Source organism: Clostridium transplantifaecale, from assembly GCF_900626075.1.
In the GTDB taxonomy this organism is placed as follows: Bacteria; Bacillota; Clostridia; order Lachnospirales; family Lachnospiraceae; genus Otoolea; species Otoolea transplantifaecalis.
The window spans coordinates 165,932-178,605 of record NZ_UYZY01000008.1; the positions used below are offsets into that span (position 1 = coordinate 165,932).

The following is a 12,674-nucleotide window of genomic DNA, read 5'->3' on the forward strand; positions in this document are numbered from 1 at the left end:
TAAAAAAGCGCTGATAAAAACATTTACTAAAAATTCCGGAAAGGCGGGACGGCATCATGGAACCATCAGCTTCACCTCTTTGGGGCGACAAGCCCTACTATTCCCTGAATTATTATCTGAAACAGACCTTTGGTGAAAAGGTTTATAAACTGGCGCTGGACGGCGGCATGACCTGTCCGAACCGGGACGGCACAGCCGGAACCGGCGGCTGTATTTTCTGCAGCCGGGGAGGCTCCGGTGATTTCGCCGAACCCCGGCGCGGCTCGGTCACCGAACAGATCGAAGCTGCAAAATCACTCGTCCGGTCCAAGATAAAGGACGGACGTTACATTGCCTATTTCCAGTCCTATACAAACACCTATGCCCCCGTCGGCTATCTGGAAACGCTTTTCCGGGAGGCGGTCTCCCATCCCGGTACAGCCGCCCTGTCCATCGGCACGCGCCCCGACTGTCTCCCGCCGGAAACAATCGGCCTGCTTGCGGATATCAGCCTGGAAAAACCGGTGTGGGTGGAACTGGGACTCCAGACCATCCATGAACCGACGGCCGTTCTGATCCGCCGAGGATATGAGCTTTCCTGCTTTGAGACAGCCGTTAAAAGACTGAAGGAAGCCGGACTCACGGTAATCGTCCATGTCATCCTCGGCCTGCCCGGAGAGACGGAAGAAATGATGCTTGAAACAATCCGTTATATCGGCAGCTTCACCCCTCATATCGACGGAATCAAGCTCCAGCTGCTCCATATCCTCAAAGAAACAGAACTGGCCGCCCTCTATGAGGCGGCCCCGTTCCCTGTCATGTCTATGGACGAATATATTGAACTGATTCTGAAATGCATCCGCCTGCTGCCGCCGGACATCGTCATCCACCGGCTCAGCGGCGACGGACCGAAAAAACTGCTGATTGCACCAGAATGGAGCGGCAACAAGCGGCTGTTCTTAAACTCCCTCACCAGGGCATTTAAGGAGACTGGGGCGTATCAGGGTGAATGGTGCCCGCCTCGTCAACCGTAATATCAAAGGAGAGCGCTTTCAGGCCCTCATAAAATCCCGGTTTCTTTCCCGCATCCATCTGCCTTGTATAACCGGCCGAGGATGTGGCGGGAATGACCGACAGGACAGCCCCCTTCTCCTCATCCACATCCACGCGCACCAGCATGGTCTGCGGTATCGAGCTTCCAAACACAAAATTCCCCAGGCTGTACAGGATAGGCTTTCCTTTTTAAAATTCGATCCCCTGGAGCACGTGGGGATGGCTTCCCACCACCAGATCGGCGCCTGCATCGATGTACTGCCTTGCCAGGGTTCTCTGGTATTCTTCCGGTTCCGTATTTCTTTCGATTCCCCAATGTATATAAACGACAAGATAGTCACACTGCTCCTCAGCGGCCTGTATCTCCTTCAGGAGAATCGAAGGATCATAGGTGGTCAGCACTCCCGGGTGCGATTTCCCGACCGTCCAGGACGAAACGGGAATTACCCTGGAGGCAGCCAGGAATCCTATCCTTTTCCCCTTAATCTCCATCACTTCCAGCTTCTTTGCGTCGTCCAGATTGGCTCCCGCTCCCACCCGCCTGATACCCGCCTCATCTAACAGAGCGCATGTATCAAGCAGGGCGTCCGTTCCGTAGTCGAGAATATGGTTGTTAGCCAGCGTCAGGATGTCGGGGCCGATTTCCTGCATGATGTGAAGACGCGACGGCGGCAGGCGGAAGGTAAACTGTTTATCCTCCGCGGCGCTTCCCCTGTCACTGAACGGAAATTCTTCATTTGCCATAAAAATATCGGCGGACGCAATCTCATTTCGCAGCCCCTCATCCAGAATTCCGGCCACGCCGCCGGCCTTGTCATAGGCGTTCAGGACATGATCGGACAGATAGATATCACCGCCGAATAACAGTGATACCCTGCCGTCCTCCTCTCCCGGAAGATGGCCGAATTCATTACCCGTACCGGATGAAAAATCTCCCTTTTGCGCAGTTTCAATCTTCAAGAGGAGCTCTTCCGTCTCCCTCTCCCGCTTTTCCGTACTCAAATCCTGATTCCCATCCGGATCTCCGCCGTTACCGGACGCCCTGTAATTCTCCACAGGCCCTCCCGACAGAATATCTGGCGCAGTCCGGCTGTTGGCCCTCTGCGACGCAACCAGCCATATAAATATTGCCGCCAGAAGCACCGGCGGCAGTATGAATATTTTCCTGAATTTCTTTCTTCTTTTCATCGTTTCCTCAATATGGCGGACCTCTTTTGTCCTCAGTTAAAGTGTCACGATCACTCCGCCGTCACCGGCATATACGGTTGCCACACCGGCGGTATCCGTTATAACCGTCTCCCGGAAGGAGGCGTTTCTGCAAAGCAGCTCTTTGACCTGCTCCGCCCTCTCCCTGTTGTTGCAGTGGGCGATAATCAGCCTCTTATCCTTCGTATCTCCGCCGCGCGCAATCGCAATGTCGGCCATGCGGGACAGCGCCTTATTCATGCCTCTCGCCTGTTCCAGCTTCACAATGACACCCTTGTCACCGGCCATAATCGGCTTGATGTTCAGGGTTGTCGCAAAGAAGGCCTGAAGACCCGTCAGGCGTCCGTTCTTCCTCAAAAAGTCAAGCGACTCCAATACGAAAAATGTTTCCATGGAATCCCGGTAGCTCTCGGCCTGCTTTACCACCTCTTCAAAGGGAAGATCCTGTTCACAGAGTTCCCTTATAGTAAGAGCCACGTTCAGTTCACCGGAGGATGCCGACAGGGAATCAATCACGGCAATATTCTTGTCCTTCCCGTGCTCTTCCTCATATAATTCCTTCGCCAGGACGGCCGCGTTGTATGTGCCGCTCAGATGGCTCGACAGCGTAATGACGAACACATTGTCCGCCTCACACTCAAATGCCTCTTTAAACTTCTCAGGGGAAGGACATGCCGTCTTCGGGCACTCCTTTCCGCTTTTCACCAATCCCAGAAATGACTTCTGGTCAAACGTCTCATCATCTATCACCTGGACATCATCTACCTGCAGTGTGAGAGGCACCATCTGAAAATGGGCGTCCTTCTTCAGTTCCTCCGTCAGGTCCAGACAGCTGTCTCCAATAATTTTATATGTCATAATCGTCCTCCTGTCATGCGATTCGCATCACATAGTATTCATTACTATCTATTATAGTAACCACATGAATGAAAGTCAAGTACTTCAAGGCGCCGGTATGCCGGCACATTGATAGTTTTTGGGCGCTCTAAGCCAGAAACAGGTAGAACGCAGCCAGCAGCAGATTCAGCACAATAAATACAATTGTACCCGAATTTAAGTACATGGCCGAAGAAAAATCCCTGTATTCAATCCCTTCCGGCCATCTTCCCGGAAGCAGCCTCGTCTTCTTCACATTGACGCAGAAAATGACGATAGACGCAATGATAACCCCCAGCGTAATCACCGGAACCGCCAGGACAATGAACAGATAGGCAATTGAGAACTGTTCTTTGGACATCAGCAATACGAGCAGCGTGGAGTAACTGTTAATCATGATATGCAGGATGCAGTTATACTTCATTCTTCCCGTTTTTACCGCCACATATCCCAGCACCACGCCGATGGCGGTTGCATAGAGAATCTGGGACAGGTTCCCATGCATCAGCCCAAACATCAGGGCCGAAAAAAGGATCGCTGCTTTTTCCCCCAGCGGCCTTAAACGGTTTATCAGCTTCCATCTGAATATATATTCCTCTATAATCGGCCCAAGCACAGAAACATACAGAATCACCACAATATTCAGGCTGTCGAACAGGTTGTTGACGGGATTCATATTATAGGTATTCCTGCCGGTTAAGACAGCCACAATCAGGTTCAGCACACTTCCCGCAATATTTAAAATGTATCCGGCTCCCATTGTCATGACGAAAAACATGATAAATTTACTGGGCCGCATCCTCTTCTTCTCGGGTATGACTTCAGGTACATGCTCCATGACGGCAAATGTCACCGGCAGCACCAGCACATAGGCGAGCAGATGGCTCCCTGCAATCGAGAACCAGCCCGAATTCAGCGCCTTATATAATTCCGCTCCAATGCCCATCACCTTGTAGTGGGACAGCAAATAACCAATCAGCCCAAAAAGGATTCCCGCAAGCTGAGTCAGCAGGACAAGCGCCACCAGGGACCATCCCAGCACGGAGCAGATATGCCTGACCTCGCTTCTGTATTCCTGGACCTTACTCCAGTTGTAATTACCGTCATCCATATAAAACGTCTCCTCTGTTGCCGCTAAGTTTACTTTAATGAATACATACAGTATAGCGATTTCTGGACGCGGAGTCAATGCGATGTGGATTTAGTTGAGATGCGAGGACGCCTCTGTAAGACGGCGGACGGGGTGGTGGGAGGTTGTGTATGAGTCTTCAGTCCCGGTTTGTAGGGTGTCGTGAGGGGGAATCCAGGAGAAAAAATTCCTGCGGGGACTCGCTCCCGCTTGTGGAATGCGCAGCGGATGCTAGCTTCGTGAAAAACCTGCCACCGCACGCTTTTGCACTAAGCTCGATAGGTCCTCGCTAAGTGCTCAATGTGTCAGCAAGCACCGGTGGGCTCCAAGGTCCCCTTCGGAAAGTTTTCTCCTTCCTTCCCCGGGCAGGTTGTCGGCGGGACTGAAGACTCAGCGAAGGGTATTGCCCCGTCCGCCGGCTTCAGGGGCTGATTGTCTCTTTCGTCAAGTGCGGGGGAGAGGTATTGACGCGGCCACTATGCAGTCGTGAACCTTTTACATTTTGAAAGTATTCCGGGTACCGCGGTTTCCTTACCCAAAAAAGCTGTGTAATACGGGATACTCCGTATTACACAGCTTTTTACAATAGCGTTTGCATCCGCCGATGATCAGCGGAGCCCTTTTCTGATTGCTGGACGTCCCTGAAGATATACTATTTTTCCGTCAATCATTGTCATTTCCGGCATAAGGATTCGGTCTCCGATTCTGGTATTTCCGTCGGAATCTGAAAATTCCACATTCTTCCTGACAAGCCTCACCAGGGTCAGATCGGCTTTTCTTCCTTCCTCCAGTACACCGGCCTCTTTCTCCATCCCGAGACAGCGGGCCGGAATCCGGGTTACCGAGTCGAATACGCGGTGAAGCGGCATTCCCATATTCAGGAATTTCGACATCACAAAGGCCAGATCCTTCATATCGGGCGCATTGCCGAAGGTGGCCGCGGTCGCGTCACTGCTGATAATATCCGGATAAATTCCTTCTTTCAGTGCCTTTTCCGCCACCTCAAAATTAAAATTCATCCTGCCGTTTCCCACTTCCAGAAAGACGCCTCTCCCCCTGGCATCGTGGAACGCGCGCTGTACGGTTTTGTCCTCCTCCAGGATTGTCATGCCCTTGTTGTGGTACATATGGCTGTAAATGTCACCGGGCCGTAGCCGTCTTACAATCTCTTCCGCCCTCACCGGAGGATCCGTTGTGTGGACGCATACCGGAAGACCAAACCGCTCCCCCAGCTCCAGTGCGTGTTCCAGAGGGGCAATGCCTTCATTACCTACAATCGGGCGGCTGATTCTGACCTTGATTCCGCGTATCTCATCCCTGTATTTCCCGATCAGCGCAGCCATCTGTTCCTCTTTCACGGCGGTGCGGGCAAGCGGTTCCATAATACCTGCGCCCGGCTGGCCTAACGGTGAAAGGTTCAGAAAACTCCTGATTTTAATTGTCCTCGGCATAATGTCCAGCTGATGAAACGCCTCATACCCGGCGCAGCCGGCTGTGCCCATATCCACGGCCATCACGGCACCCGACGCCAGCAGCAGATCTCCGTTTATCCCGAAACCACTTCCCTTTGTAAACAGATGTGTATGGAAATCAATCCAGCCGGGTTGAAGATAAGCGCCCTCCGCATCCAGTATTACATTGGCCGCTTTCTCCGCCTCCCTCTCCGTCAGACGTTCCGTGATAAACTGAATCATCCCCTTATTGATTCCCGCCGCAATGTTACGCTCTATGCCCGTATCCGGGTCCGTAACCACCGCATTATTGATGAGTAAATCCATTCTTTTCCTCCATTATACATATAAAGGCCAGATAAATGGTATCAGTATGATACAGGCAGCCAGGAATACAACCGTCATTCCTATGTTGCTCTTCAGATAGTCTGAGAACTTATATCCCCCGTAAGCATAAATCAGGTTAGCCGGAGGGCAGGCAATCGGACTTAAAATCGACATAGTGGATGCGATGCACAGCACCATCAGCAGCGCTGAAGGGAATACCCCGATCGTTTCCGCAATGGCAATGATAATCGGCATCAGCAGCGTAATCGTCACTACATTGGACATAAACTGCGTCATTACGCATGTCAGGACGAAAATCACAATTGTTATATAATACACGTTGGTGGACCCTCCGATGATTCTTATCAGGGTATCCGCCATAATCTGGGCTGCTCCCGTATTTTTGAGGGCCGTAGCCAGCGGCGTCATTCCTCCGAGCAGAATTACCGTCTTAATGCTTACAAGCTGATATGCCTGCTTTTCTGTAAATATTCCCAAAAGCACGTCAGCAACCGCTCCCATAATTGCCACCATGTAGGAAGGAATTCCTGTCCTGTCCTCAAAAATCATTCCCACAAAAACACAGAGAAGAACGGCCACGGAAGTAATCTGCTTCCACTTCGGCGCATCTTTCGGCGCCCGTTCGGAGAAAATCTGGCTCTCATCATTGTACGCTTTGATGTCCGGTAAAAATTTATAGCCGATAAAGTACATATAAATCAGCATGATTACCGTAAGCGGAACGCCGATTTTGGAAATTTCAAAGAAACCGAAGGACTGTCCCAGTTCTTTAATCTGATCACCGATCAGTACATTGACCGCCGCATCTCCTACCAGCGTCAGCCTGCCGCCCGCCATTGCCCCGAGAAATGCGGACATCAGCAGTTTGGATCGTGAAAAGTTCGTTGTAGCGGTAATACCGATGATAATCGGAATAAATACAGCGACCGTGCCGGAGTTGCTGAGTCCAGCCGACATGATGGTGGACAGGATCATGATTGCCATAATCATCTGCCGTTCCGTCTTTGCATACTTCGTCACAACCGAAGCAATCTTGTCACATACTCCCGTTTCAAACAGAGCGCTTCCTACAATTACAACGCCTATCAACATCAGGATTGTAGTGCTGGCAAATCCACTGACCGCCTCCTTCGGCGTAACCAGTCCCGTCAGCACCAGAGCACACAGCGTCAGCATTACTGTCATATTGACAGGTATTTTCTCAAGAAGAAAAGAAATAACTGCAAGTATCAGAATAATAATCGTTAGTGTGGATGGTTCCATGTTTTCCCCCTCATTTCATTTGTATGGTTACGATCAAAGATGCCATGGCCGGTCTTTTCTTTCATCGTCTGTCCTTATTGTATGACATCCAATCCACAAAATCCAACAATGTATTTTGTCGTTCCCAACAACGAAATTTTGTTATATCTAAATTCTGACGCCGATGCCTGATCCACTGGTTAAAATTATATTCGAACTGCGTTCTTCTGTCAAAATGAACCTTCCTGCAAAATTGCCTCCCTCACCAAAAAGACGCAGGACACCGTGCGCGGAAATCTGTTTTCGGCAACAGTTTCTTCTGCGCACAGGGTGCCCTGCGTCTTCTCAATATTTTGAACGTCGGGGAATCTTATTTAGCCAGCATTCCCATAATCTCGTTGCTTCTTGCAATAAATTTAGTCATTCTCTCCGGTGTCAGGGAGCCATGGCTCAGCAGCGCCAAATCATAGAGCTGTTCGCAAATCTTTCCTGTGTTCTCGCCTTCGCCGTTTTCCAGCACATACTGAACCAGATTGTTGTTCGCATTCAGGATTAATACCTGGCCGCTTCCGCCGAACATGGAAGGATCCATTCCATACATATTGTACATCTTCATCATTTCCTGCATACGGCGTGATTCCTCAGATACGGTAATCATGGAGGAAATGGACTCGTTTTTAAGTTTCTCAACCTTAACCTGGAGCTTGTCGTCACCCAGTGTTTTGCGGAAAAGTTCTGTCAGAGTCTCCTCCGATTTGCCGAACGCTTCCTTGTCCTCCTCGGCTACTTCTTCCTTCATCGTCTCATTGACATCCGCGTCGATACGGAGGAACTTCAGATTCTCATGTTTCTGCTCCAGACGTCCGATAAACGGATTGTCGATGTTGTGAGGCAGAATGAGGGCGTCCTGTCCGGACTCCTTGAACATGTTGATGTACTGGCCCTGCTCCTTTTCGTCCGTCACATAGAAAAGCTTATTCTCATGGTTTTCTTCTTTAGCCCTCTCCTCGCAGTCCTTCAGTGTCAGATATTTGCCTTCCAGGTTTTTGAAAATGATATAGTCATCCATCTTCTCGGCAAATTTGTCGTCTTTCAGGCAGCCGAATTTGATAAATGGAGAAATGTCATCCCAGTATTTCTCGTAATTTTCCCGGTCTGTCTTGCACATTCCTGAAAGTTTGTCCGCCACTTTCTTTGTGATGTAATCGGAAATCTTCTTAACAAAACCGTCGTTCTGAAGAGCGCTTCTGGATACGTTAAGAGGCAGATCCGGACAGTCAATCACGCCCTTTAAGAGCATCAGGAATTCCGGAATGACTTCCTTAATGTTGTCGGCAATAAATACCTGGTTGTTATAAAGCTTAATGGTTCCTTCGAGGCTCTCGTACTCCATGTTGATCTTCGGGAAATAGAGAATTCCCTTCAGGTTAAATGGATAGTCCATGTTCAGATGGATCCAGAACAGAGGCTCCTTAAAATCCATAAATACCTTGCGGTAAAATTCCTTATATTCTTCCTCGGTGCACTCATTCGGATGCTTATTCCAGAGCGGATGGATGTCGTTGAGGGCAACCGGACGTTTGAGGATCTTGTATTTTTCGGTTCTCGGTGATACTTCAACTGTCTCTTTTGTACCATCCTCGTTCTCTTTCTCCTCTGTCTTCGCCTCCTCGATTACCGTCTCTACAACCGTATCCTTCTCTGTCAGCTCGTCCTTTTCGATTGTCTCATACTGAGGCTCTGCCGCGCTGTTGTCCAGGAAAATCTCCACCGGCATGAAAGCACAGTATTTCTGGATTACTTCGCGCGCCCTGTACTCATTGCTGAACTCAGCGCTGTCGTCATTTAAGTAGAGGACAATTCTCGTACCAATGTTTTCCTTGTCTCCTTCATCCATCGTAAATTCCGTACCGCCTTCGGATTCCCAGTGAACCGGCTTAGCCCCTTCCCGATAGGACAGGGTGTCGATGACAACGCGGTCCGCTACCATGAATGCAGAATAGAAGCCAAGTCCGAAGTGACCGATAATCTGATCCTCATTAGCCTTGTCCTTATACTTCTCCAGGAAGTCCTGTGCGCCCGAAAATGCGATCTGGTTGATGTACTCTTCCACTTCCTCCGCGGTCATACCAATACCGTTATCTTCCACTGTGATCGTTTTTGCATTAGAGTCTACCGTCACCTGAATCTTATATTCCAGATCTTCCGGTTTGACAAATTCACCCATAAGCTCCAGTTTTTTAAGCTTTGTGATTGCATCACAGCCGTTGGAAATCAATTCCCTGTAGAAAATGTCGTGGTCGGAATAAAGCCATTTTTTTATAATAGGGAAGATATTCTCGCTGTTGATTGATAAGCTGCCTGTTTTAGCTGCCATAATAAACACTCCTTTACTGCCTTATTTTTTATATTTATTCTATTAAGATGCTTTGCTGTGCTGCGGCATTGTCCCTGCCGTGCATTTATTATTCTAATACCTCTTCTTCCAGATGTCAATAGAAAATTAGCACTCATTTACATTGAGTGCTAGTAATTTTTATCTGTTTTTCTGCGGCTCCATTTTCCGGCCGGCGGCAAACGCGGGCCGGTCACTTAACTATTACCAATCCTTGCGTTTTTCTTTCAGTTTTTTCCAGTTCGTTGACAATCTATACCAGAACTTTTATAATGAGTGAGTCGTAATTGTTCAGGGAGCGTTTTATATAAACCGTAAACCGGCAATAATGAGGGTACTGAACAGTCACATTGAGCCACACAATATAAGGAGGATACTCTAAATGAATCGTAGAACAAACTTACGGCGCTTCCTGAAAAAAAGCGCTGCTGTCGGATATATTTCCCTGTCGCTGGCATTTTCCAGCGTATTTACCGGGGTTGCTTTTGCCGGTCCGGCTGATGATGCATCCCTGTCAACCCCTTCCCCTGGCCCCGGAAGCGGCCCTGGCGCCTCTGTCCCCGTGGATAACAGCTTTTATAACCAGAATCTCTCCGATCCGGTGGTAAAACCGGTCGATAAGTACTCTTATGAGCAGATGGAACAGGATATCGCCGCACTGGCCGGACGCTATGGAAACCATATGGCGGTCAATGTCATCGGCCAATCTCTCGACGGGAGAAATATTTACGACGTTGTCATCGGAAACCCGGGCGCGCCGAAAAAGATCCTTTTCCAGGGAGCAATCCATGCAAGGGAATATATTGTAGTGCCCCTGATGATGCAGCAGCTGGAATATATGCTTGCTTTCTACGATTCAGGAACATATAACAATCAGCCGCTTTCCTCCATACTGAATAATGTTTCCATCCATTTTGTCCCGATGGCAAACCCTGACGGAGTTGCCATCAGCCAGTTCGGCGAAGGAGCCATCCGCTCCGAAGAGCTGCGCCAGAACATTCAGAACTGCTACACCATGGACGTGGCGGATGCCCGCACCTCGCTTAGTTATGACCAGTATCTGATCCGCTGGAAGAGCAACGCCCGCGGAGTCGATTTGAACCATAACTTCGACGCAGGCTGGGAATCCCTGAATCCAACCCTGGCTCACAACTCGTTTACCGACTACAAAGGAGCCTCTCCTCTGTCCGAGCCGGAATCACAGGCTCTGGCTAACCTGGTACAGCAGCAGGCATTTTCCGCCGTGATCAACTATCACGCAATGGGAAGAGTCCTCTACTGGGATACCGACAATAACCAGAAGATGGCGGAATCCAGCGACATGGCCCTCACCGCCGCCGGTGTAACCGGATACCAGGTCCTGGCCAGCAAAGGCGTCGGCGGATTTAAAGACTGGCTCCAGAGAAAAAGCAATCCGGTGGCAGGCATCACGATTGAGGTGGGACGTTCCACCTGTCCGGTCGCCTTCTCCGAGTACCAGTCAATCTGGGATCAGAACAAACAAATTCCGGTCCTTTTCAGCAAATATATTTTAAGCCACTAACAAACAGATTATAAAGTAAAATAGTAAGAACCCCCGATATCCCTGTGTGGTGCGAACTGGGATATCGGGGGCTTTTTGAATAATTACTGTTTCTATTCGGGGTCCTTTACATCTCTTTACTTCTCTTTACTTCTCTTTACTTCTCTTTACTTCTCTTTACTTCTCTATGTTTCTCCATACTTTTTAACGCTTGCTGCTCTATTGTTATTCATGTTTACGTCTCTGTATTTCTTAACGTTGGCTTCTCTGTACGTCTAAACATTTATTTTTCTACACTTCCTCAAAAGCAATCTCTTCTTTTTTCAAAAATGCCTTTATGGAATCATCCCACTCCCGTTCCAGAGTCCGATCCATTGTAAACTGGTTCATGGACAGTCCGGTAATGCAGGATAATACCTGTTCCTCATATCTGACGTTGACAAAAAGCCCGCCCACCTGCTCCGGCAGCCAGGAGGACCCCCTGTCCTTCAGGAAACGCTCCACATTTCCGGGGGGCAGTTTAAACACTATCGCAAAACTTTCCGGCAGCCTGCTGCCCTTAATCAGGGAAAAGCAAAATGGCCGAAGCGCCTTCCAGGACGAATATGCCTCAATCTTTCCCTCTTCCAGCTCTTCATCGGAATAAAATCCCTGCCTGACCTTCCCGTCGATCGAAAAGCTGTTAAACGTAACAATCGTGGCCTCACGCACCAGAAAACGGTCGAAAGTCTCCCCGATAAATAATTTCTTTGTAAATGCCTTCAAATCGGCAATCCGTAATGCAACCATAATGTTCCTCCGTCTTCTCCCATTTTACCTCACGGCGGGAGTTCGTGCAACCTGAATAATGGGGATTTGATTGAGAAATGAGGACGCCGCCGTCAGGCCAGGGGCCGGGGTGGTGAGGGGAAGCGATGCGTCTTTCGTCCCGGACGTCAGGTTATCGTGGGCGGGGAATCCGGGCAGAAAAAGTTCCTGCGGGAAACGCTTGCGCTCGTTGGAGTACATAACGGACACTAACCTCGAAAATACCTCGGTAAGTGCCGATGAACTCCCAGGTTCCCTCCGGAATCTTTTTCTCCCTCCTCCCCGCAGGAAGGTTATGACCGGGACGAAAGACTCAGCCAAGATAGCGGCCCGGCCCCCGGCCTGCGGCAGCTGATTTGTCCTTTTTCTTCAATAGGGGAGGCGCTTGTCGCTGCCACTACGTTTCTCAGAATGCCTGAAAACTACATCCTGTTCACTATGAGACTATGTAAAATTATAACCTTATAATCTTAGGGAGGTTATTCTGGTATTCTTTTTATGCAGCCTAGGATGTCGTCAGAATATAAACTAGTTCTACTATATCGTGGCCGCGACAATACCTCCTCCCCACTTGACGAAAGAGACAATCAGCCCCTGAAGCCGGCGGACGGGGCAATACCCTTCGCTGAGTCTTCAGTCCCGTCGACAACTAGAATGAAGAACGGT

General features: G+C 49.5%; 11 protein-coding genes. 2 read left to right on the forward strand and 9 right to left on the reverse strand.

From position 1 onward, the window contains the following. The first annotated feature begins 56 nt into the window (after positions 1-56). The gene (mnmL, locus tag EJL91_RS23055; protein WP_125144323.1) at positions 57-1,013 is read left to right on the forward strand and encodes a tRNA modification radical SAM protein MnmL/YtqA; all 957 of its coding nucleotides are present in this window, start codon (positions 57-59) and stop codon (positions 1,011-1,013) included. Here the strand turns inward: mnmL and EJL91_RS25310 are convergent. The 7 genes from EJL91_RS25310 to htpG form a co-directional block, all read right to left on the reverse strand. Beyond that, a complete protein-coding gene (locus EJL91_RS25310) occupies positions 961-1,185 on the reverse strand; it encodes a hypothetical protein (RefSeq protein ID WP_341467049.1) in 225 nt (74 codons plus the stop codon). The genes mnmL and EJL91_RS25310 overlap by 53 nt on opposite strands. 36 nt (positions 1,186-1,221) lie before the next feature. Next, positions 1,222-2,220 carry a CapA family protein gene (locus EJL91_RS23060; RefSeq protein WP_341467050.1) on the reverse strand — a complete coding sequence of 333 codons (999 nt, stop codon included), beginning with the start codon at positions 2,218-2,220 and terminating at the stop codon, positions 1,222-1,224. Positions 2,221-2,256: 36 nt separating this feature from the next. Next, entirely contained in the window at positions 2,257-3,096 is an 840-nt protein-coding gene (locus EJL91_RS23065; RefSeq protein WP_125144324.1) for a DegV family protein, read from the reverse strand. Between the two features lie 127 nt (positions 3,097-3,223). Beyond that, positions 3,224-4,225, reverse strand: coding sequence for a CPBP family intramembrane glutamic endopeptidase (locus EJL91_RS23070; RefSeq protein WP_125144325.1), 1,002 nt, complete (start codon positions 4,223-4,225; stop codon positions 3,224-3,226). 626 nt (positions 4,226-4,851) lie between these two features. After that, positions 4,852-6,021 (reverse strand): amidohydrolase family protein, encoded by a 1,170-nt coding sequence (locus EJL91_RS23075; RefSeq protein WP_125144326.1) that lies wholly within the window; start codon positions 6,019-6,021, stop codon positions 4,852-4,854. A 12-nt stretch (positions 6,022-6,033) separates the two neighbouring features. Next, complete coding sequence (locus EJL91_RS23080; protein ID WP_125144327.1) at positions 6,034-7,305, reverse strand: SLC13 family permease; 1,272 nt, start codon at positions 7,303-7,305, stop codon at positions 6,034-6,036. Between the two features lie 349 nt (positions 7,306-7,654). Further along, a complete protein-coding gene (htpG, locus tag EJL91_RS23085) occupies positions 7,655-9,661 on the reverse strand; it encodes a molecular chaperone HtpG (protein ID WP_125144328.1) in 2,007 nt (668 codons plus the stop codon). Positions 9,662-10,061: 400 nt separating this feature from the next. Between htpG and EJL91_RS23090 the strand changes: the two genes are divergently transcribed. Continuing rightward, positions 10,062-11,222, forward strand: a complete 1,161-nt coding sequence (locus EJL91_RS23090; protein WP_125144329.1) for a M14 family zinc carboxypeptidase — start codon at positions 10,062-10,064, stop codon at positions 11,220-11,222. A gap of 270 nt (positions 11,223-11,492) precedes the next feature. Here EJL91_RS23090 and EJL91_RS23095 read toward each other — a convergent pair whose 3' ends face one another. Both EJL91_RS23095 and EJL91_RS23100 read right to left on the reverse strand, forming a co-directional pair. Next, on the reverse strand, positions 11,493-11,990 hold the full coding sequence (locus EJL91_RS23095) for a DUF5721 family protein (RefSeq protein WP_125144330.1): 498 nt from the start codon (positions 11,988-11,990) through the stop codon (positions 11,493-11,495). A gap of 24 nt (positions 11,991-12,014) precedes the next feature. Then, entirely contained in the window at positions 12,015-12,209 is a 195-nt protein-coding gene (locus tag EJL91_RS23100) for a hypothetical protein (RefSeq protein WP_125144331.1), read from the reverse strand. Between the last annotated feature and the right edge of the window lie 465 nt (positions 12,210-12,674).

Coding starts and splice junctions, on each gene's coding strand:
- EJL91_RS23095 (WP_125144330.1), bottom strand. CDS start 11,990: ATGGTTGCATTACGGATTGCCGATTTGAAGGCATTTACAAAGAAATTA.
- EJL91_RS23065 (WP_125144324.1), bottom strand. CDS start 3,096: ATGACATATAAAATTATTGGAGACAGCTGTCTGGACCTGACGGAGGAA.
- EJL91_RS23075 (WP_125144326.1), bottom strand. CDS start 6,021: ATGGATTTACTCATCAATAATGCGGTGGTTACGGACCCGGATACGGGC.
- htpG (WP_125144328.1), bottom strand. CDS start 9,661: ATGGCAGCTAAAACAGGCAGCTTATCAATCAACAGCGAGAATATCTTC.
- EJL91_RS23070 (WP_125144325.1), bottom strand. CDS start 4,225: ATGGATGACGGTAATTACAACTGGAGTAAGGTCCAGGAATACAGAAGC.
- EJL91_RS23080 (WP_125144327.1), bottom strand. CDS start 7,305: ATGGAACCATCCACACTAACGATTATTATTCTGATACTTGCAGTTATT.
- mnmL (WP_125144323.1), top strand. CDS start 57: ATGGAACCATCAGCTTCACCTCTTTGGGGCGACAAGCCCTACTATTCC.
- EJL91_RS23100 (WP_125144331.1), bottom strand. CDS start 12,209: ATGTACTCCAACGAGCGCAAGCGTTTCCCGCAGGAACTTTTTCTGCCC.
- EJL91_RS23060 (WP_341467050.1), bottom strand. CDS start 2,220: ATGAAAAGAAGAAAGAAATTCAGGAAAATATTCATACTGCCGCCGGTG.
- EJL91_RS23090 (WP_125144329.1), top strand. CDS start 10,062: ATGAATCGTAGAACAAACTTACGGCGCTTCCTGAAAAAAAGCGCTGCT.